16 protein-coding genes and 2 pseudogenes are annotated in these 19,990 nt (G+C 67.3%); 6 read left to right on the top strand and 12 right to left on the bottom strand.

Annotation, left to right across the window (positions count from 1 at the left end; translation table 11 throughout):
• The first annotated feature begins 69 nt into the window (after positions 1-69).
• Complete coding sequence (locus CCASEI_RS11700; protein WP_009882016.1) at positions 70-876, top strand: thioesterase family protein; 807 nt, start codon at positions 70-72, stop codon at positions 874-876.
• Between the two features lie 55 nt (positions 877-931).
• Positions 932-1,549, top strand: coding sequence for a cysteine hydrolase family protein (locus CCASEI_RS11695; RefSeq protein ID WP_009882017.1), 618 nt, complete (start codon positions 932-934; stop codon positions 1,547-1,549).
• 329 nt (positions 1,550-1,878) lie between these two features.
• Here CCASEI_RS11695 and CCASEI_RS11690 read toward each other — a convergent pair.
• From CCASEI_RS11690 to CCASEI_RS11635, 12 genes and pseudogenes are all read right to left on the bottom strand, one after another.
• A pseudogene (locus CCASEI_RS11690) lies at positions 1,879-3,205 on the bottom strand (IS1380 family transposase).
• 141 nt (positions 3,206-3,346) lie between these two features.
• On the bottom strand, positions 3,347-4,999 hold the full coding sequence (locus tag CCASEI_RS11685; protein ID WP_009882020.1) for a M23 family metallopeptidase: 1,653 nt from the start codon (positions 4,997-4,999) through the stop codon (positions 3,347-3,349).
• A gap of 16 nt (positions 5,000-5,015) precedes the next feature.
• Positions 5,016-5,750 (bottom strand): hypothetical protein, encoded by a 735-nt coding sequence (locus tag CCASEI_RS11680; RefSeq protein ID WP_009882021.1) that lies wholly within the window; start codon positions 5,748-5,750, stop codon positions 5,016-5,018.
• A 44-nt stretch (positions 5,751-5,794) separates the two neighbouring features.
• Complete coding sequence (locus tag CCASEI_RS11675) at positions 5,795-6,814, bottom strand: ParB N-terminal domain-containing protein (protein WP_009882022.1); 1,020 nt, start codon at positions 6,812-6,814, stop codon at positions 5,795-5,797.
• The gene (locus CCASEI_RS11670; protein WP_009882023.1) at positions 6,814-7,677 is read right to left on the bottom strand and encodes a hypothetical protein; all 864 of its coding nucleotides are present in this window, start codon (positions 7,675-7,677) and stop codon (positions 6,814-6,816) included. The genes CCASEI_RS11675 and CCASEI_RS11670 overlap by 1 nt, the downstream gene beginning before the upstream one ends.
• Before the next feature lie 85 nt (positions 7,678-7,762).
• Complete coding sequence (locus tag CCASEI_RS14530) at positions 7,763-8,269, bottom strand: hypothetical protein (RefSeq protein ID WP_009882024.1); 507 nt, start codon at positions 8,267-8,269, stop codon at positions 7,763-7,765.
• Positions 8,266-9,117, bottom strand: a complete 852-nt coding sequence (locus CCASEI_RS11660) for a DUF2637 domain-containing protein (RefSeq protein ID WP_081748497.1) — start codon at positions 9,115-9,117, stop codon at positions 8,266-8,268. The genes CCASEI_RS14530 and CCASEI_RS11660 overlap by 4 nt, the downstream gene beginning before the upstream one ends.
• A gap of 2 nt (positions 9,118-9,119) precedes the next feature.
• Entirely contained in the window at positions 9,120-10,052 is a 933-nt protein-coding gene (locus CCASEI_RS11655; RefSeq protein WP_009882026.1) for a bifunctional DNA primase/polymerase, read from the bottom strand.
• A gap of 357 nt (positions 10,053-10,409) precedes the next feature.
• Positions 10,410-11,219 carry a helix-turn-helix transcriptional regulator gene (locus CCASEI_RS11650; protein WP_196776660.1) on the bottom strand — a complete coding sequence of 270 codons (810 nt, stop codon included), beginning with the start codon at positions 11,217-11,219 and terminating at the stop codon, positions 10,410-10,412.
• 295 nt (positions 11,220-11,514) lie between these two features.
• Positions 11,515-12,690 carry a non-hydrolyzing UDP-N-acetylglucosamine 2-epimerase gene (gene wecB / locus CCASEI_RS11645; protein ID WP_009882028.1) on the bottom strand — a complete coding sequence of 392 codons (1,176 nt, stop codon included), beginning with the start codon at positions 12,688-12,690 and terminating at the stop codon, positions 11,515-11,517.
• 48 nt (positions 12,691-12,738) lie between these two features.
• Positions 12,739-14,001, bottom strand: coding sequence for a hypothetical protein (locus tag CCASEI_RS11640; protein ID WP_025388074.1), 1,263 nt, complete (start codon positions 13,999-14,001; stop codon positions 12,739-12,741).
• A 24-nt stretch (positions 14,002-14,025) separates the two neighbouring features.
• Entirely contained in the window at positions 14,026-15,270 is a 1,245-nt protein-coding gene (locus CCASEI_RS11635; RefSeq protein WP_009885391.1) for an MFS transporter, read from the bottom strand.
• A 199-nt stretch (positions 15,271-15,469) separates the two neighbouring features.
• Between CCASEI_RS11635 and CCASEI_RS11630 the strand changes: the two genes are divergently transcribed.
• The 4 genes and pseudogenes from CCASEI_RS11630 to CCASEI_RS11615 all read left to right on the top strand — a co-directional run bounded on the left by CCASEI_RS11630 (position 15,470) and on the right by CCASEI_RS11615 (position 19,770).
• Positions 15,470-16,345, top strand: a complete 876-nt coding sequence (locus CCASEI_RS11630) for a helix-turn-helix domain-containing protein (protein ID WP_009885392.1) — start codon at positions 15,470-15,472, stop codon at positions 16,343-16,345.
• A gap of 57 nt (positions 16,346-16,402) precedes the next feature.
• Positions 16,403-18,001, top strand: a pseudogene (locus tag CCASEI_RS11625) (GMC oxidoreductase).
• A gap of 26 nt (positions 18,002-18,027) precedes the next feature.
• On the top strand, positions 18,028-18,735 hold the full coding sequence (locus CCASEI_RS14525; RefSeq protein WP_009885394.1) for a hypothetical protein: 708 nt from the start codon (positions 18,028-18,030) through the stop codon (positions 18,733-18,735).
• A 168-nt stretch (positions 18,736-18,903) separates the two neighbouring features.
• Positions 18,904-19,770 (top strand): helix-turn-helix transcriptional regulator, encoded by an 867-nt coding sequence (locus tag CCASEI_RS11615; protein ID WP_025388073.1) that lies wholly within the window; start codon positions 18,904-18,906, stop codon positions 19,768-19,770.
• The last annotated feature ends 220 nt before the right edge of the window (positions 19,771-19,990 follow it).

Raw genomic sequence — 19,990 nt, 5'->3', positions numbered from 1 at the left:
CCCGGAACACTTCCGCTCCCGGCCACCGCGCCCGCGGTGGTCCGAAGAAGCACCAGGAAAGGACACCCGATGCCCGCACCCGATACCGCCTCATTGCCCGCAGCATTCTACCTGCCACTCGCCGAGAACGAGTTCGACTCCACCGCGGCCACAATGAGCCCCTGGGACGAGTCGATGCAGCACGGCGGACCGCCGGCGGCGTTGCTGGCTCGCGCGGTCGAGCGGGTGCGCCCGGATGCGGGGATGCCGATCGGGCGGATCTCGATCGACATGCTCGGCCCGATCCCGCAGGGGCGTATTCGCACCGAAGCGCAGATCCTGCGGCCGGGCAAACGGATCGAGCTGGTCGAGGCCAAGCTGTGGGCAAACGAGAAGCTCGCGGTCACCGCGACCGCCTGGCGCCTCCGCGCCACCCCCGGCGCAACAACCGAGCAAGCACACACAGTGGAAGCCCCGGCGCTGCCGGAGGAGCAGGAGCAGGTCTACTTCCCCGGCGTGGATCCGGACTGGGGGTACGGGCGGGCCATCGAGTGGCGCTTCGTCGCAGGCTCCTACCAGGAGACGGGCCCGGCCAACGTCTGGGCCAGGCCCCGCATCCCGCTCGTCGCCGGCGAGGAGACCAGCCCCGTCCAACGGCTGGCGATCGTCGCGGACTCCGCCAACGGGCTCTCCGCCGAGCTCTCCCAGACCGAGTGGGCGTTCATCCCGCCGACCATGACACTCACCCTCGGCAGACAGCCCGGCACCGAGTGGGTCAACATCACCGCGCGCACGATCATCTCCGCAGATGGCCGCGGTGTGACCGACGGGGACCTCTACGATCAGGACGGATACCTCGGAGTCGTGAGCCAACCCCTGCTCGTCGCCGCCCGCTGACCCGACCGACGCGCATCACCGCGATACCGGCACCACTCATTACGAGGAGGACATCATGACCACGGCCTACGAGCCCGAGATCACCGCACTGCTGTGCGTGGACCTGTACAACGACTTCCTGACCGAGGGCGGCAAGCTCTACCCCTGGGTCAAGGACATCGCCGAGGCCAACGACATGCACGAGAACCTGCGCACGCTAGTGGCAGCCGCCCGGGAGAAGGGCATCACCGTCTACCACGTACCGCACCACCGGTGGGAGCCCGGCGACTACCAGGACTGGAAGTACCCCTCGCCCTATCAGCTCGGTGCTGCCGAGCGGCAGGCGTTCGCCAAGGACACCTGGGGCGGGACGTTCCACGACGACTTCCAGGTCCAGGACGGCGATGTCGTGGCCACCGAACACTGGGCCTCCAGCGGCTTCCCGAACACCGACCTGGAGCACAAGCTCAAGCGGTTCGGCAAGGAGAAGATCATCTGCGTGGGACTACTGGCGAATACGTGCTTGGAGGCCACGGCCAGGATCGGGATGGAACTGGGCTTCCATACGACCTTGGTCCGTGACGCGACTGCGGCCAGGTCCGAAGAGGCGCTGCACGCCGCGCTCAACATTGACGGGCCGACCTACGCGCACGAAGTGCTCACGACTGCTGAGGTAATCCACGCGCTGGGATAGGACCAGCACTTAGTGACGGCGTCCGTGTGCGGCGATACATTAGATGCACGATTCGTGCATTAGATGCGATCCGCCGCACGAAAGGCCAGGTCAGGAGTGCGTCGCAGGGTAGGCCCGGACCTAACGTGTTGCCGCAGATCGGCGCGATTCCGCCATGTATCAAGTGCATGAATCGTGCTTTAGCCTCGATCCACCGATGAACGCTGGAGTAGGTGTCGGGTCCGATTTCAGCTGAGGTCGCAGCCTCCGGGCAGGAATGATCGCCGGGCCTCGCTGCCCGGAGCGTTCCACTGATGGTCCTCAAGTCGCGCCGTTCGCCGGCTGGTCGGTCAGGCTGCAGCTTGCTGTGGTGGTCCGTTGATGGCGGTGAATAGGTTCGTCCAGGCGGTCTCCCACGGCCAATCCTGCGGCAGGTGCAGGGTGATCCGGCGGGCGGAGGTCGCGGTCCGGGCCGGGACGCTGATGAGTTTGCGCCGGATGGTGCCGGTGGTCGCCTTGGCCAGCCCGGCCCCGGCGATCGTGGCCGCGGCCCGGGTGAGGTTGAACGCGAGGACGGCCAGCACCAGCCAGGCGGCGTTGGCATTGAACTCCCCGGAGGGCAGGTGGGCCAGCGCGCTGTCCTTCAGATCGGCGTTGACCTGCTCGATCACGGCATGGGCGCGGTGGGTCTTGTCCGCGGTGACGGTGTCCAGGTCGCTGGTGGTGAAGAAGGCGTGGAACCGGTGGGTGTCGAACAGGGTCGGCTGGTCGAGGTCCTTCGGGTTGAGCTCGGGAATGCGGCGCACCACCAGGCGGCCGGGCACGCGTTGGCCCTTTCTCTTCGAGGTGAAGGCGGTGTAGTCGATCTCGGCGACCTCGGCGCTCGAGATCCAGGTGCCGGTGTCCTCGTCGTAGACCGCGTCGGTGTACTTGATGGTCTGCCAGGCACTGTCGTCGATGGCGGCGATGGCCTTCTTCACGGCCGGGTCCATCCTGACGGTGACGGACACCTCGGCCCCGCCGGCGATCGCGGCCTGCACGGCGGCGTGGCCGTAGTAGGCCGAGTCGGCCCTCATCAGGGTCCTTGCCCCGGCCATGCCGGCGAGGCGGCCGGTGGTGGCCAGTGCGTCGCCGATCAGCCGAGCCGGTGGTGTTGACGGTGGCCAGCTGCGCGTTGAGCCCGCGGACCCCCGAGTAGCCGTAGCTGGAGCCCTGCTTGGCGTGGCCGTGGACCTGGACGATGGTGTCATCGACGTCGACGTACACGTACTGGCCGGGCTCACGGACCAGCAGCGGAGCCTGGGCGCTCAACCCGGTCAGCACCCGGGAGGCGACCGCGTCGAGCTGGCGCACGTGGCCGAAGGCGAACTTACGCAGGAACGAGCCCAGCGTCGAGGGTGCGTACCGGCCGGTGAAGACCTTTCCGGTGCCGCCGTGGCGCAGCAGGGCCATGTCGTCGATCGAGTCGGCGCCGGCGACCATCCCGGCCACCAGGGAGGCCACCTTCGCCCCGGCGTTGGCGCCCTTGTCCGTGGGCACGCTCAGGTGCTGGTCGGCCAGCGCGTGTAGGCCGGCATCTGCGGCGAGCTTGACGGCCGGCACCAGGCCGGCTGCCGACACGAGATTCGGGTCATCGAAGGACACTGACGTGGCCGCCGAAGTATGAGAGAGTTGCACCTGCGAGATGCTCCTTGATCAATTGGAAAGTGAACTGTCGCAAGTTCCATTTTCCCTGATCACAGGGGCATTCTCGTGTTTAACGCGCCATCAAAACCACTACTCGATCGGTGGATCCAGGTTTAGATGCAACTTCCGAGATTATTCTTTCACCGTGATGTGGACGTGGTCGTAGTGTCCGCCTGTGATGTCCTCGGGACTGTGCATGCCCCCACCGTCGTAGTCGCGCCACCCGTCCTTGTCGCTGCCGACCGACCAGATCTTGCCCTGCCAGATCAGATACTCCACGCCCAGGTCCTCGGCATGGTCTTGCATCCAGTGCGTGAAGTCCCAGCCCGCCTCGAGCTGATCCGGCGTCGGCATCTGCCCGATCGGGTTGCCGAACGTGACATCGCAGGCCCGGCCCAACGGGTGCTCGGACTTCTGCCCGGGTCTGGGGGAATAACAGGCCCAGGAGGTGTCGGGGTAGGCCTTCAGCGCCTCGTCGTGGACGTGGAGCATGCGCGCGGTGATCTGCCCGTCGCTGGTGGGATCGTCGACCATCTGGCTGGGATCATCCCCGTCGAAGTCGCTGGGGTCTTCGCCTGTCCCGCCACCGTCGTCGGTCTCGCAGCCGTCCTCGCCGGGTTCTGGGTTGCCGCCTTCGGCCTCGGGGAGGTCTGCCGCGTCGTGATCGTTAAGCCAAGCGGCGGGGTCGGTGTAGTCGCCGTCTGGTCCGCCTTCGCGGACTTCGAAGTGCAGATGGGCTCCGGTGGACTGGCCGGAACTTCCGACGTCGGCGATGTGCTGCCCCGCCGTGATCTCATCGCCGACCTGGACGTGGATGCCGTCTTCCCACATGTGGATATAGGCCGTGGCCAGTCGCTGCCCGTCGACCTGGTGGTCGATGACGACGATCCCGCCGCCGGAGTCGGTGTACTGGGCCTCAGCCACAGTGCCATCAGCGGCGGCGAGGATCTCGGTACCGTCCTCGGCGGCGAAGTCACTGCCGGTGTGCAGGGTCTCTTCGCCGGTGATCGGGTGCGTGCGCGGGCCGAACGGGGAGGTCGCGACCCAGGTGTCCTCCGGGAGGGGGAAGACCACGCGGGAGGTCTCCGCGGCCGGCTGATCATCTTCTTCCCCGTCGCCGCTGCCGTCCTCTGAGGTCGACAGCTTGGTGAGGATGGCCTCGGCGACCGGCTCGTAGTTGGCGTAGCGGTCGGGGTAGGCGCTGACTTCGACGGCTTGGGCGGCTTCGCCCTTGCTCATCTCCTCCCACCCGTCGATATCCAGCAGGCCCCGCGGGGAACCGCCGTTGGGACCGTCCGGCCCGCCGTAGAACGCTTCAGCCTGGTAGTCGGGATCCATCAGCTCTTCGACCGATCCCCACCCGGATTGCGGGCGCATCTGGAACAGCCCCAGAGAGTCGTTGTCGGAGCCATTGCCGTCGTTGGGCATGTCGCCGGATTCGGGGTAGGAGCTGGTGTTCGACAGCTGCTTGAGCACGGATTCGGTCAGTGCCGCCATCAGGGCGATCTGGACCCCGTCGCGGGTGACGCCCTCGGTCTTCGAGCCGGTCTGGATGATCGTGGCCGCGTGCTCGAGCTGCTTCTTGCCCAGCGTGATCGTCTCGCCGTTGGCGGTCTCGGCGGTGAGCTCATCGGGGACATCACCAACATCGCCAACATCACCGTTCTCCCCGGGGGCTACGCATTGGGCGGAGGCGGCGGGGTTCATGATCAGGCCGACGCCGACCAGGGCGAACATCGGGCCCAGCAGAACCAGGACGGCCAGAGCGGCCACGGCTTTCTTCATCGCACGGCCTTTCGTCTCAGCGCAGGGGCGTATCCAGCGCCGAGAGCCGCATGAGGAAACAGGAGTCCTCTTGCCCCTCCGTGGAGGGCGCCACCGTGGCGGTGCTCTCCGGGGTGCTGGTGGCCTTCGGGCAGGTGAGGAAGAGGGTGAAGGTGACCGGGTGCTCGGAGGTGGCGGGGGCGTCGTTCCATGTGCCGTCGCGGTGCCGGGTGCCTTCGATGGTGATCGCGGTCGCGCCCTCGGGCAGTTGTCCCGGCTGGGCCTGGGCCAGGGCCTCGTCCCACTGCTCGGGGACGTAGGCCCGGTCGATGCTCAGATGCTGGCGGGTGGAATGCTTGCGCAGCTCGACCCAGGCCTCCCGGGTCGGGAGGTAGCCGGCGATGTCCGAGGCCAGTCCGGCTTGCTCGACGCCGCTGGGGTCGGCGACCTCCAGCACGGTGGCGGTGTAGTCCAGGGGCATCAACCCGCTGGTGGTGTCCCAGGTGAACAGTGCCTCGGCGGCACTGCGGGCGAAGTCCTCCGGGTCGGTCGAGGGGGCGATGCCGGGGATCTCGACCTCCGCCGGAGCCGGGGACGGTGCTGGAGTCTCGGTGCCTGGAGGGTCAGGCTGTGGTGCGGTGTGCTCCGGGTTGGCGGGGCCGATGATGATGCCGTAGACCCCGACCCCGGTGAAGATGAGCAGGATGATCGTGGCGATGGCCAGGGCGATGTGGCGGCGGCGCAGCCGCGGGGAGCCTTCAGTTCTCGTCATACCCCCAGGTGCACTCCGACCGTCGCCGGTCGGGCGGGGCGGGGTCAGAGGGCGCGCAGATGCCCTCGTCGCGCGCCCTCGTCGTGGGCGTCGCGGGCAGCGCGCAGGTCCCGGGCGAACTGGCTGGTTCCCTCCGCGGTGGCGAGGAAGCTCTCGATCTGTTCCTCGCTCAGCTCAGCGGCGAGCGCCTCGGCGTTGTAGTGGATCCACCAGTTCTCCAGCTCGGTCCAGGTGGCGTTGAACGCGCGCAGGGGCCAGCGGATGATCTTCGCCACCGGTTCCTCATGACTGGTCTCGGGCGGGTCTCCGGCGGGCTGATCCGGGGCGTCCTTGCTCCGGTGAGCGCGCGCGATCGCGTCGTCGGCCATGCTCTGCAGATCCGTGCCGCGCGCCGGCACCGCCTCGCGCTGCTGCAGGCCGCGGATGCGCTCGTAGGCGGGATGGACGGGGCCGCCGTCGTTGATCGCCTCCAGCTCCGCGGTGATCTGCTCTCGCAGCGCCGGTGGGGTCTCGGGGTCGGTGGCGAGCTGATGCAGGTAGGCGATCTTGTCCAGCGTGGTGTGGGAAGCACCGCCGGGGATCATCCCTGCGGCCTGTGCGCGTGCTTCACCTCGGGGAGTCCCCAACGGGTCCGCAAATTTTGCGGACCCGTTCCACCGGGGCTGATGTTCGGAACTGAACTGCGTTGCGGACTCACGTCGGCTGGCGTCTTCGGCCATGAGCGTCTTGAGCTCCCCGTACAGTGCGGCGGCCTCGACGGGGGTGAGGTCCTTGTGCTGGGTGTTCTCATCCTGTTCGGCCAGCAGGTGCCCGAGCCGGTCCGAGATGCTCGAGCGGACCCACACGTCCACCGTCCGCCAGCCCAGCTGCTTCACGGCCGCCAACCGGCGAGCGCCACAGACCAGGGTCCCGTCGGTGGTGATCGTCGGCGGCTGCAGCAGTCCGAGCTGGGCGATGGACGCGGCCAGGGCGTCGATGTCGCCGAGGTCGGTGCGGTGCCGGTGCCCGATCATGATCGAGGCAACGGCCCGCTGGAGTTGGATGTGTCCCTGTGCCTGTCCCATCAGCGATACCCTCCACGGCGCGGGGCGGCCAGGGAGAGGGTGAGCACGAGGTCTTCATCGCGCAGCAGTGCCCGCAGGGTCTCGCCGATGAGCAGCCGGTGCAGGATTCCGCGACCGGTGCTGGTCGCGGCATAGGCCGGGTGCGGGTGCCCCAGCAGCGCTTTGAGCAGAATCGACCAGGAGTCGGCTTCGATATCCAGCAGCGCTTGGGCGTGCTTGTCTCGGCGCAGCGCCTCGTAGGCGGTACGCCGGGTCCCGGCGCGGGCCAGTTCCTGGCAGACGTGCTCGACCGCGGCCCGAGCCAGCGCCGGCGGCCATTTCATCATGGTCACGAAGGCGATGGCGTCTTCGACCAGGCGGGTGGCGGTGGTGAAGGTGTCGTACTCGCGCCGCTGGTCGTCCTCGTCGTGATCGGCGGGGTCCTCGGTCGGGTCGGGGTCGGTGATGTGGAAGGCCTCGTGGTAGTCCGTCAGGGGGTTCTCACGGTCGGAGATCCGTTCGGGATCGTGGAAGGCGGACACGTGCGGGCGGCGAGCTTGATGGACTGAGCACAGCAGTCCTTGGGCGCGTTCTTCGGCGATGCAGGTGATCCGCACCGCGTGGGTGATCACACCCCACGGGTCCTTCGCGGTGCGCGCCGAGCGGGTGCGCATGACATCGAACGCCGCACTGGCGGCCTCCCAGGGGTCGAGGCCGTGCTTGCGCGCCAACGGCGTGTACTTGGCCGCGGCGTGTTCCATCAGATCTGCGGCCACGGGGTCCAAGCGCCAGGCGGCGGGTCCGGCCTCATGCAGGCGGACGAGCAGGGCGCGCAGGCCCTCGCTGGTCGTGAAGTCTTCGGGTTCGGACAAGGTCGTCATCATCGGTATTTCCTCCTGTACGTCAGGTGCACGTCGCTTTCGTGGGGGTCGCATCGGGTCGTGGCGTGGGCTCATGTGAGGTCACCGCCTAGTTCCGTGCGATGGCCGAGCGGGTGGCCGGTTCGCGGATATGGCCGTGGCCGAAGGCCTTCAGCGGTGGCAGCTTCTTCGCGGCAAACGCGCCGGCGCTCTTCCCGGCGGTGACCAGGCCGCGGTCGACCTTGCGGGCGAGGTGTTCCTGCAGGGCGATCCCGCGTCCTGCCATCGCGGCGGAGGACCGGGCGACCAGGTCGGTGGGCCTGACCCAGTCGACGCCGCGGCCCTGCGGGGCCTGGAGGCGCTGGTGCAGGCTCGCGCGGCGCTGCGCGGTCTTCTCGTGCTCGATCGCATCCGGAGCCCCCGTGCCCTCACGGCCGGTGATCCTCGCGGCGTCGTGATCGGGCTCGGCCTCGGGTTCAGGGGCGTCCCACCAAGGGTTCTGCTCTCCGGCAGGGTCCGGAGCGGGTGCGGTGTTCAGCGCATTCCATGGTTCGGGATCGGGCGGGGTGAAGCTGGTGTCCCAGTTCTGCGCGTCCTGGGCGGGATCGGAACTCATGATGTGCTCTCCTTCTCTGCGGCCTCCCCGGGTTCGGACGAGGCGGTAGTGGCGGTCTGGCGGGTGCGCCAGCGGCCGATGGTCGAGGGATGAACGTCCAGGCGCGCGGCGATGGCCTTGTTCGACCACCCGGCCTCCCACAGCCGCGCCGCCTCCGGCTTCCGTCCCGACCCCGCCGATTCGCTCGTGCGCGATGGGGCAGGAAGCTGCGTGGGACCGTCGTCGGATACGGCCTCGGTCGGTGTAGGCGAAGACTCGGCGGTCGGTTCCAGCGGGGTCGGTGAGGGCAGAGCCGACCGGGGCAGGTCCGCCACGGTCGAGGACGTCAGCGGCAACTCGTCACCGTCGCCGTCTGTCCGGTCCGGCACCGTTGCGAGCTCGGGGTCGACGGCATCGGTGCGCTCGGCCTTCTCCAGCCCGTCTACAGCGGATGAGCGATGGTGGTGGGCGGAGCGGATGAGGACCACAGTCAGATGCGTGGATGCCAGCAGCACCAGCGGCGGTACCGAAGCGATCACCGACGCCAGCAATCCCGGCACGGCTGCCTCCGCGGCCACCACAGCGTGCATCGCGTTCGCCGCCACCGAGACCAGAGCCCCAGCGATGAGCAGCCCCCACGGATACCAGGCCCCAGCCCGCCCATCGAGAGCCACCACAGCGATCGTGGCGACGACGATGAGCCCATCGACGAGCAGCGGCCACACCCACGCCTGCGAGCTGGCGATCCCTGAGCGTCGCGCCAGATCCGCCAGAGCGGTGAACGAGAGCCAGAACGCGCCCAGAGCGATCCCGATCGTCCCGCATGCGGCCGTGATCACCGACCATCCCCACCGTTCCGAGCTGCCCATGATCACATCACCCGATACACCGGCGGACGCGACGGCCCCGTACTCGCCGGGGAGAACGAGCGCTGCTGGTCGCCGACGGTGGTGCGTTGCCGTGCTCCGCTGCCGTGGACGTTGTGGTAGGCCGACTGCACCGTCCGGGAGATCTCCCGCTGGCCCAGCCCCGCCTGACCGGCGGCCGCACCGAGGACGTCGAGAGCCTCACCGGCAGGCATGCCGTTCTCCGCCAGCCGGCACGCGGCCTTGAACAAGCCCAGGTTCCGTTCGCCCTCGCGCAGGCTGGCCACCCGGTCAGCGAGCGCGGCGATATTCGGCGTCCGCCGAGTCCCGCGTGACTCGGGTGCAGGCACGGCAGGGCGGGGATCGAGGAAGTCCCGCAAGCCCTGGGCATCCACGGCGGTGGCCGGGCCGTTGTTGACTTGGTCCAGCCGGTAGTGGTGTTGCTGGCCGTCGATGTGGCGGTGTGAGGGCGGGACGATGATGTAGCCGCCGTCACCGCGGAAATCCACACCAGCCCGGGCCGCCTGCCACGACCGCTGCTGCGTCGCCGGTGTGGCCGGGTAGATCAGGTGGGCGCCGCCGGAGGGGGTGCGGGTGACGACTTCCCAGTGCCCGAGCTTCCCGGCGTCGTGGGCGCGGTTGATCGCGTCGTAGCCGTTGACCTTCTCGTGCAGGTCGACATCGACGACGACCACACCACTGGGATGGCCGGTCGGCAGGCCGATGTTGGCGTTGGGGATCTGGTCCCACCACGCCTGGACCTGGCTGAAATCTGTCGTGGCATCGTGGAACCCGCCGTGGGTCAGGGGGCGCTTGCCGTTCGGCGCGCAGGGGAAGACGGGTACTCCAGCCCGGGCGAACTCGCGTGCGGCTGCGCCTAAGGGCCAGGAGTCATCGAGGCGGAGGAGGACCGAGGAGACGGCACCGTGTTCGGCCATCACGACCACGCCCCTCGGGCGGTGCCTGTGGCAGGTGCGGTCCTGTCGTGATCGCGTGCTGTGTGATCAGGTCGTGGTTCGTGTCGGTTGTGCCGTGCGTGTCTCATCACCAGGTCTCCTCGTCGAGAGCCGGCTTCGGGGTGTGGAGCAGGCTCTACGTCCGGCAGGTGCGCGGAGAGGGTCCGGCGTGTCGAGACGGCCAGCACTCACGATCGGTGAGTAGGGTGGCCGCCAGGGCGCGACTCGCACCTGACGTATACACCGGGATAGCGGGAAGTTAGTCGAGCCGGAGCTGGACCTTAGGGATGACCCGTAAATCAGGATCAGAGATCGGAAGATCGGAACCAGAAGTGTCATCTATGGGTCTGCATGTCGCATGGCGCGATAGCGGCTAGGACTCATGCCGATAGCGTGACGGAACACTCGAGCGGCGTGACCCCGGCTGCTCCAGCCCACCTGCCGGAGGATCTGATCGATCGGGGCATCCGTGTCCCTGAGGAGCCGTGCCATTTTCTCGATGCGCAGCATGGTCAAGCACGCGTGCGGGGTCTTGCCGAACGCATCGGTGAAGACTTCGCTGAATCGCGAGGGCGATAGGTGAGTCGCGGCAGCGAGGTCCGCAAGCTTCCACTGCCGGTCGAGCTGATCTTTCATCATCTCTGCGGCCTGCCGGGCTTCAGCCCGCAGCGGGCAATACTTCCGATGGCGGGGTTCAGTGGGGCGTGTACTCGCTCGTTGAAGCGGCGAGGTCCGGACCGGCGAGAAGCGCACAAACGGCGCGATGATGTCCAGCACCAAGAACCACAGCGCTTGCATCCTTGGAGCACGACGGTTGAATCCGTGCGGATCCATGCTCAGTCTCACGAGCTCGTCAACCCAGGGCATGAGCAAACCGACACGGTCTTCGCCGAGACGCAGTATCTGTGTGGGATCGGTGTAGACCGTGTCGGCGAACTCCTTCGCATCGAGCCGATTCTGAATGACGCTGGCGTACTGCCAGTACAGCTGATCCAACGCGTACTCGGGATCAATGTAGATCGTGCTGGCCGTGATCTGCGGGTCGGGATCAATGCCGCACAGCACGTTCGTCCCCAAGAGCACAACATCACCGACGTTCACAGCGCGCTCGCCGAACTCGCTATACATGAACGCGGAACCATCGCGCACGATGATGAGCCTGATGCAGTCGTACGCGACCGGCGCGATAGGGCGATGGCACGCCCTCGTCCTCGCCAGGATTGGGGAGAACTCAAATCCTTCACCTGCACTAATGGGCTTCGGCATCTTCCTCGTCAGACCACTTTCCCTTGATGGGGTAGCGTTCCGTCGCAGACGCGCTTAATGCAAAAGGCTGAGGATTCTTCAGATACTTGCACCCTGGAATTGGGCAAAGAGTGCGAGGCGCGGGGTGATGTCGGTCGTTAGCCCCCATCACCCCGCACCTCGACTCACGCAGGGTGTCTTACGCCGTCAGCACAGGGCGTCGCAGTGTGGAACGGTGAGCCATTGCGTCCTTTCGGGCCTTCGGCACTTCCAGGAAGTCCGCGATGGCTTCGATCGAGCGGGCCGTGGCCTGTCCGTCCCCGTAGGGGTAGATCGCGTTGGCCATGGACGAGTACGCCTCCTCATCGTTGAGGAGCCGTTCGACTTCAGCGATGATCTGGGGGCGGGAGCGGCTGACCAGTCGAGCGGCGCCCGTGGCGAGGGACTCGTGACGTTCGGTGACGTCACGCAGGACCAGAGTGGGGATGCCCAGAGCGGGTCCTTCTTCCTCGGCGCCGGAGCTGTCGGAGACGATGATGTCGCTGCGCTGCAGCAGCTTGCAGAACGCTAGGTACGGCAGGGGCTCGACCAGGTCGATGTTGTCCCTGCCCTCCAGTGCGGGCACGATCACGTTCCGGACGGCGGGGTTGGGGTGGACCGGGATGACGATGCGCACGTCGTGCCGGTTGGCGATGTCGGCCAGGGCGTCCGCGATCTCCTGCATGGGTGCCCCGTGGCTGACGCGGTGATGGGCGGAGGCGACGATGACGCGGCGCGGATCATCGTCGAGGTCATCCAGCAGCGGGTCGCCGTACCCGGTAACGTTCTCCATGCCCCAGTGGAGGGCGTCGACGACAGTGTTGCCGGTGATCACGATGTTCTTCTCCGGCACGCCTTCGCGGATGAGGTTGGCGAAGTTCCCGTGGGTCGGTGCCAGGTGCAGCGCGGCCATCTGCGCGACGAGCTTGCGGTTGCCCTCCTCCGGGAAGGGCGAGGTCGCCACGCCGCTGCGCAGGCCTGCCTCGACGTGCACGATGGGCACCTCGGCCTGGAACGCGGCCAGGGCTCCGGCGAGGGTGGTGGCGGTGTCGCCATGGACGAGCGCCACGTCGAGCCCGTCAAGCGCCGAAGTCGCTGAGAAGCGGGCCAGGGCACGGTGAGTGACATCGGTCAGGGACTGGCCGGGTTCCATGATGTCGAAGTTCACATCGGGGGTGATCCCGAACTCGCCGAGCGTGTGCGTGAGCATCTCCCGGTGCTGGCCGGTGGAGATGACTCGCAGGTGGAAGCGGGAATCCTCGCGCAGTGCGTGGATGAGCGGGGCGAACTTCACGGCCTCAGGCCGGGTGCCGAGGATGATGCCGATGGTCTTCATGTCTGTTTCCTTCGTGTGCGTGTCCCGAAAATGGGGCGTCTCTGGGGTTCAGGGGTGGGTGTTGTTGGTGTGCAGGGTGATCTCGGCGCGGGGTGCGACGAAGTAGTGCTCGACGGAGTAGGAGATCGTCGCGAAGTCCATCGACCCGGTGCCGGTGAAATCAGCGGCGACGATGCGAGCCGTCGACTCCTCGCCGACCTTCCACTTCACGAAGATGCCGCGAGCGGCATCGATGGCCTTGTAGTAGACGGCGCCCTGCCAGGGCTGCGGGCCGCGCAGCCCGATGAGGAACTCGTCCTCCCCGTCGCCGTCGAAGTCGGCGCACATCACCGAGTGGCCGGGGCCTTCACCGTTCTCGTTGGGCTCTCCGTAGGTGTCGAGCAGGAACCGGTTCCAGGAACCGGGGCTGACGGGGTCCTTGACGTACACGGCAACGGTGTTGCCGTGGAAGGGCTCGAGGGTAGCCACGTAGGCGAGCGGGTCGTCTCCGATGCGGCCGCCGTCGACATCGCCGCTGCCGCGGAAAGTGGTCTGCTCGAACTGGCTGTGCTCGCCCTCGCCGATGCGCTCGAACGCCCATCCGGTGTCGGTGTAGGTCATCCAGGTCACGCCCTCGTCGGAGGCCATGAGAATCCCGTCGAGCCCGTTGGGGGCCAAGCCCGGCTTGCGGGCGACACCGTGGATCATGCGGAATTGGTTGTCGTTGACGACCTCCATGTCCCACTGCTCGGCGGTGTGGACGTCGTCGGGGGCGGTGAAGAGCACGATCGGGAGCACGGAGTGGACACTCTCGACGGCGACGATGGGGAAGCCCAGGATCTGGATCCGGTCGTGGCGGGTGAAGTGCCCCACGCGCAGGCGGTGCATGCCGATGGCGCGGCCGACGTGGTGGCGCTTCCAGCGTTCGCCGCGGCGCACCGCGTCGGGGCCAGGGTTCTCCAGCCAGTCAATCTTCCCGCCCTCGGGATCGGCGTGGTGGATGGTGCCGCCGGGGCCGTAGAGCTGATAGGAGATGACGTAGTCGTCGCCGTGCTCGCCGGTGATGTTGGCGAAGTCCGCGCCGACGGGCTCCTTGATCTTGTCCAGCAGGAGTCGCTTCTCCCAGGTCGGGTTCTCGTACCAGTAGAGCTCGCCGGCCTTGAGGCCGTGGCCGACGAGGTCGGGCTTGCCATCGCCGGTGATGTCGGGGGCTTCGAGCCAGTAGCCGTCGCGCAGGAAGTCGGTAACGGTGCTCGAGGAGAACCACGGGATGGTGATGTCGGCGGCAGCGCGCTCAGGGGCTGCTGCGGGGGCGGGTGAGGTGAGAGACATGATGAGTGTTTCCTTTCGTGGGGTTTACGAGCTCAGCGAACTCGGGTGCGCCTTCTTGGCACGCGCGGCGCGTACCGACCGAGTGGCGGCCAGGCACATGATGATGAGACCGATGACGGTCAGTCCGGCTCCGACGACGGTCGGGCTGCGGAAGCCCCACCCGGCGCCGATCGCCGCTCCGGCGAGACTCACGCCGATGGTGTTGCCAAGGTTGAAGGCGGCGATGTTCGTCGCCGAGGCCAGGGTGGCCGCGCCCTGGGCGTGGCGCATCACACGGGCCTGCAGGCCCGGAACGGTCGCGAAACCGACCGCGCCCATGAGCGTGAGCAGTACCGCGGTCGCCCACGGGATCCCCGCGGCCATGCCCAGGGCGAGGATGACGATCGGCAGCAGGATCGACAGCACCACGACCGCCTTATCGGGGTTGCGGTCGGCGGCGCGTCCGCCGATGACGTTGCCGAGGAAGAGGCCACCGCCGAAAAGGACCAGCAGCCACGGGATCGCCCCGGCGGAGAAACCGGTCTCGTTGCGCAGCAGCGGCTCGATGTAGGTGAACACGCCGAACATGCCGCCGAAAATGAGCGCGGTGGTGATCAGCGAGGACAGCACCTGGGGCTTGGCAAGGGTGGCGAACTGCTGGCGCACCGGCAGCTGATCCTGCTCGGGATCGGTGCGCGGGACCAGGGCCATCAGACCGATCAGGGCAAGCACCCCGATGACACTGATGATCCAGAACACGGCCCGCCATCCCAGCTGCTGGCCGATGAAGCTGCCCAGGGGCACACCGAGCACGTTGGCGATCGTGAGGCCGGCGAACATGATCGAGATCGCCGACGCCTGCCGCGACTTCGGGACCAGGGATCCGGCCAGAACCGCGCCGATCCCGAAGTACCCGCCGTGGGCGAGCGCGGCCACGATGCGCCCGGCGAACATGACCTCGTAGCTGGGCGACCAGGCCGAGAGAATGTTGCCGATGACGAACAGGGCCAGCAGCGCCACGAGGGCGACCTTCGGGGGCCGGCGCATCAGAAACGGGGTGAGGATGAGAGCGCCGGGCACCACCGCCAGGGCATAGGCGCCGACGAGATGCCCCGCGGCGGGAATCGTGACACTGAGGTCAGTGGCGACCTCAGTGAGGAGTCCTGCGATAACGAATTCGGTCAACCCGATCCCGAAGCCGCCGATGCTCAATGCGAGCAACGCCAATTTCGCGCGGGAATTCCGAACGGGGCTGATAATGCCCACATCGGGTTTCGTGTCGATGGACAATAGCCGTCCTCATTCTCTCCATAGGTCCGTGTGCGAGATGTGCCCGATACCTCGCCGCCAAGGCGACAAATCAACGGGTGTCAATTCCACTATCGGACCGCGTCGAGCCATCAACCATCCCTCTGCTTCGTCTAGCACCGGCCTGCCTATCACTGGCAGGGATAGGCACGGCACCGGCGAATTTGAGACCCTGGTGAGTATGGCAGCAGCATCGCTTCGGCCCACCGGGCACCCTGACCCACCCGCCGTTCACACGTCGACGAACCCGCTTGGAGACTTCCTCCAGGCGCACCGTTCGCGTCTCACGCCGGAAGAGGTCGGGCTGGTGGCCTACGGGATCCGCCGGGTGCCCGGACTGCGGCGCGAAGAGCTCGCCCAACTCTCGGGTATCTCGCCGACGTACTACACACGCCTGGAGCAGGGGCACGCGGCAAACGTGTCCGGGTCGGTCATCAACGCCCTCGCCCGGGCACTTGGCCTCGATGAAGATGCGACGATCTACCTGCACAGCCTCGCCGGCACCATCAAGGAAGCACCGGCGCCGGCAGCGCCTGCGTCACCACCGGCCGGCGACCCGCTCTTCGAGGACGTGGTGGCGTTGATGCCCAGTGCGGCGGTGTTCGCGATGTCGCGCACAAACGACGTGCTCGCCTACAACGATCTCGCCGGACGGATCTTCTTCTCCCACCTCGACGAATGCGCGCCGCTCAACACGCACCGGCTACTGTTCACCGACCCGTACACCCGCGACCTTTACTCGGACTGGCAATGGGAGGCCCGACTGGCGGTGGCGTCACTGCGTTTCATGTCGGGCAACTCGCCGCACGACCCGGACATCCGCAACCTCGTCGGCGAGCTGTCGATGGCCAGCCGGGAGTTCGCGAAGTTGTGGGCGGAGCATCCGGTCACTCGCTGCACCCGGGGTCGTAAGAGCTTGATCCTGCCGGACTGGGGGACCGTCGAGCTCGACTATCACGTGCTGCATTCCCCGCTGGATGACGGCCAGCGCCTACTGGTGCACACCGCGCCCGAGGGAACCGTCGGCTACGACGCGCTCCGGATGCTCAGCGACTAGTCCGATGCTTGAGAACACGCGCTCCTTCACAAGCCCAGAGGCGAGGTGGCCGAGGCGATGACGTCCACGATCGAGCCGACACCTTCAACCGGTTGGCAGCCGCAGCCGCATCCACCGCTGCGTCCCGGGGTGCTCATCGACCCTGAGACCTGTGGCGGCACGATCACCGCCGACGTCGTGATCATCGGCTCCGGGATGGGCGGTGGTGCCCTCGCCTACGCCCTCGCAGGCTCCGGCCTGTCTGTGCTCATCGTCGAACGCGGCGACTTCCTGCCCAGGGAATCGGAGAACTTCGATGCGGCGCAGATGTTCCTCCACCACCGCTACCAGACCAGCGAAGCCTGGATTGACGGGCACACTGGTACGGAGTTCCAGCCCGGCGTCTACCACTGGGTCGGCGGGAACACGAAGATGTACGGGGCGTGCCTGCCCCGCTTCCGCCGTGAGGATTTCGAAACCTTCGACACCGCCGACGGGATCTCGCCCGCCTGGCCGATCCGCTACGAGGATCTTGACCCTTACTACACGCGGGCAGAGAAAATCTTCGACGTCCATGGCAACGCCGGTGAAGATCCGACCGAGCCGCCACATGCAGGACCCTATCCGCATCCCGCACATGCCCATGAGCCGGTCATCGAACGATTCGCCGCACGGCTGCGCCGCCAGGGTCTACAGCCGTTCCACATGCCCAACGGGATGACGTTCACCGCGGACGGGGATCGTGCCCGCGCGTCCACCGACGACGGCACTCCCTCCGGCACCGATGCGAAATCGGATGCCGAAACCCGGCTGGTCCGCCCGGCCCTGGCCAACGAGAACGTGCGCCTGCTCACCGGCACCACCCTCACCCGGCTCACAACCGACCCCGCGGGCGAGCACATCACCGCGGCTCACGGCAGCAGGCAGGGGCGCCCCGTGACGGTACGCGGTCAGCGGTTCGTGTTGGCCGCCGGCGCGGTCAACTCCGCCGTCTTGCTGCTGGGCTCGGCGACCGAGAGGCATCCGGACGGGCTGGGCAACTCATCCGGCCTGTTGGGACGCAACTACATGGTGCACAACAGCACCTTTGTCATCGGACTCCACCCGCTGCGCCGCAACCGGACCCGATGGCAGAAGACCCTCGGCCTCAACGACTGGTATCTGCCCACTCCGGCGCACCGATATCCGCTGGGTAACGTGCAGATGCTCGGCAAACTCCAGGGGGCGCACCTGAAACCTGCCCGAGCGCGGTTGCCGCTGTGGTTCCTCGACAAGGTCGCAGCACGCACCGTGGACCTCTATCTGACTACCGAGGACCTCCCTCGGCAGCACAACCGTGTGCGCCTGGCAGGCGGGCGGACTGTCATCGACTGGACGCCGACGAATCTGCGTCCCCATCAGGAGCTCGTCGAGGAAGTCACCGCCGCCGTGCGAGGCAGCGGATACCCACTGGTCTTCACTGAGCGGATGGGCATCTAGACCAACTCGCACATGTGCGGCACCGCTGTGGCCGGACACGACCCCGACGGCAGCGTCCTCAACCCGGACTGCCGCAGTCACGACCTCGACAACCTCTGGATCGTCGACGGGTCATTCTTCCCATCCTCGGCCGCGTTGAATCCGGCGCTGACGATCGCCGCGAACGCCCTGCGCGTCGCCGAGCGCATCCTCGCGTAGCCACCGACCTCACGAAAGGACCCACCATGTCCACCACCCGCCGCGCCTCCTTCTCCTTCGATGCCCTCTCCGCGGACACTGTCACCGATGCCGACGAGTTCACGCTCGAGAACCCGAGCATGGTGGTCAACCTCGATGCTGATCCTGCCCGCATCGACATGCCACTGGGCGGGTATATCCCGCCGCTGGCCTCGACGATGCTCGCCGCCGGCACCCAGGTCTCCGGCCGGCTCCTCGCGCTCATCAGCCTGCCCGGGCAGCCGCTGCCCGAGTCCGTGTTCCGCGCCCAGGGGTGGGAAGACTTCTACGGATCCGACCGCGCCGACGCGCAACCGGGGACGGCGGTGCTGCTGAAGTCGACGCAGGACAGCGTCGGCCAGGTCGAGCTCGTGCCCGCGCAGATCCTCGCCGACCCGCACGCCCCGCAGGATCCCTTTCCTCACGAGGTGAAGCTGAATCTGTGGTTCAGTCCCGCGGGGACCGACTGCGGGATCCACCGGGATCACGCGTTCATCGAGACCCATACGCAGCTGCTGGGGACCGGCCGGATGCAGAAGTTCGCCTACAACTCGCATGCTTCCGTCTTCGAGGACCAGATCCTCGCGCCCGCCCAGACCCAACCGTCCATCTTCGGCCGATGGGATGACGGGCGGCTCGCCTACCCCTGGCACCAGTATCGGGCAGACACCGACGTGGTCTGGCTCGCCATCGAGTATCACGCGCTGACATCGTGACCGCGCCGCAACTGCCTGCCCGGCGAAGGGTCCATGCCCCGCGTCGGTCGCAGATGATATCCGCATCGCTGCCGAGCTGCACCGGGGCTGCGCGCGGCGATCTCCTTATTCAAAACTCCGGTCTGCGACGCACGCGGTCCGGCTTCCCGCGAAAGGGGACCTGTTGTTATGCCGTCACACCCGAACGGCCATCCTGGCCGTGCCGCCTTGGGAGCATTCCTCCGCTCCCGCAGGCAATCCTTGACCCCGGAGGACCTCGGTCTCGATCTCACCCAGCCCCGCGAAGGCCCGGGCCTATTTCGTGAAGAGGTCGCTCACCGCGCTGGCATCTCTGTGGCCTACCTAGCCCGGCTTGAGCAGGGCACGGCCACCCAGGCTTCCGTAGCCGCGCTCAACGGTCTCGGGCGCGCGTTGATGCTCGACGCTCACGAGCGCGACGAACTCTTCCGTCTCGCCGAGACGCCTCCTGCCACGCGTCGCCGCGAGCCTCCGCCCGAGCATGTCAGCATCGGCACCGCGCAGCTGCTCACCGCGATGGCCGATGTTCCCGCGATCGTGCTGGGCACTCGCGACGACGTCCTCGCGTGGAATCGACTCGGGCATCGCCTCATCGCCTCCCACCTGCCCTTTGAATCGCCTCTAGACCTCGACACACGCCCAAATCGCGTGAAGATGGTCTTCCTCGATCCCCGACTGCGAGAAACGTATCGCGATTGGAAGGTCGAGGCGCAGCGAGCGGTCACCCAACTTCAACAGCTCGCCACACACCGATCCGACGATCTCGCGCTCATGAGACTGGTCGGAGATCTGGTCGTGGCTAGTGACGAGTTCGCCGCCTACTGGGCAGACCCGCAACCAGCAGCGCCGACCCGCGGAATCCGCGAGCTTTACCACCCCGAAGTCGGGGACTTGGATCTCCGCTTTGAGATCCTCACCCTCGAGGGCAGCGAGCAACGACTACTGACCCATTCCGCCGACCCCGGCAGCGTGTCCGAGGAACGCCTCCGCGACCTGGCGGCACTCATCCCGGCCTGACCTACCTCTTGGCCAACCATCTTCTCGGCGGTGCCGGGCCCGCGGGTCCGGCACCGCTTCGCTGTGTCCGGCACGCCCCTCCTCTCACCGACTTGCAAGAGCTCCGGTGGTACGGCGGAGACCGACATCGTGGTGTGCTGGCGGCGGCGGCGACTCGGCCCCGTGGGCTGATCATCGACGCTGTACCGTCGCGCCCATTGGTGTCGCTCGACCCTTTGTC

The sequence above is a fragment of the Corynebacterium casei LMG S-19264 genome (assembly GCF_000550785.1).
Taxonomy (GTDB): Bacteria; Actinomycetota; Actinomycetes; order Mycobacteriales; family Mycobacteriaceae; genus Corynebacterium; species Corynebacterium casei.
This window is presented reverse-complemented; position numbering and strand designations above follow the sequence as displayed.

What these genes read in the sequence shown, in the direction of transcription:
- CCASEI_RS11700 (WP_009882016.1), top strand. Translation starts at nt 70, where the DNA reads ATGCCCGCACCCGATACCGCCTCATTGCCCGCAGCATTCTACCTGCCA.
- CCASEI_RS11695 (WP_009882017.1), top strand. Translation starts at nt 932, where the DNA reads ATGACCACGGCCTACGAGCCCGAGATCACCGCACTGCTGTGCGTGGAC.
- CCASEI_RS11685 (WP_009882020.1), bottom strand. Translation starts at nt 4,999, where the DNA reads ATGAAGAAAGCCGTGGCCGCTCTGGCCGTCCTGGTTCTGCTGGGCCCG.
- CCASEI_RS11680 (WP_009882021.1), bottom strand. Translation starts at nt 5,750, where the DNA reads ATGACGAGAACTGAAGGCTCCCCGCGGCTGCGCCGCCGCCACATCGCC.
- CCASEI_RS11675 (WP_009882022.1), bottom strand. Translation starts at nt 6,814, where the DNA reads ATGGGACAGGCACAGGGACACATCCAACTCCAGCGGGCCGTTGCCTCG.
- CCASEI_RS11670 (WP_009882023.1), bottom strand. Translation starts at nt 7,677, where the DNA reads ATGATGACGACCTTGTCCGAACCCGAAGACTTCACGACCAGCGAGGGC.
- CCASEI_RS14530 (WP_009882024.1), bottom strand. Translation starts at nt 8,269, where the DNA reads ATGAGTTCCGATCCCGCCCAGGACGCGCAGAACTGGGACACCAGCTTC.
- CCASEI_RS11660 (WP_081748497.1), bottom strand. Translation starts at nt 9,117, where the DNA reads ATGGGCAGCTCGGAACGGTGGGGATGGTCGGTGATCACGGCCGCATGC.
- CCASEI_RS11655 (WP_009882026.1), bottom strand. Translation starts at nt 10,052, where the DNA reads ATGGCCGAACACGGTGCCGTCTCCTCGGTCCTCCTCCGCCTCGATGAC.
- wecB (WP_009882028.1), bottom strand. Translation starts at nt 12,690, where the DNA reads ATGAAGACCATCGGCATCATCCTCGGCACCCGGCCTGAGGCCGTGAAG.
- CCASEI_RS11640 (WP_025388074.1), bottom strand. Translation starts at nt 14,001, where the DNA reads ATGTCTCTCACCTCACCCGCCCCCGCAGCAGCCCCTGAGCGCGCTGCC.
- CCASEI_RS11630 (WP_009885392.1), top strand. Translation starts at nt 15,470, where the DNA reads ATGGCAGCAGCATCGCTTCGGCCCACCGGGCACCCTGACCCACCCGCC.
- CCASEI_RS14525 (WP_009885394.1), top strand. Translation starts at nt 18,028, where the DNA reads ATGTCCACCACCCGCCGCGCCTCCTTCTCCTTCGATGCCCTCTCCGCG.
- CCASEI_RS11615 (WP_025388073.1), top strand. Translation starts at nt 18,904, where the DNA reads ATGCCGTCACACCCGAACGGCCATCCTGGCCGTGCCGCCTTGGGAGCA.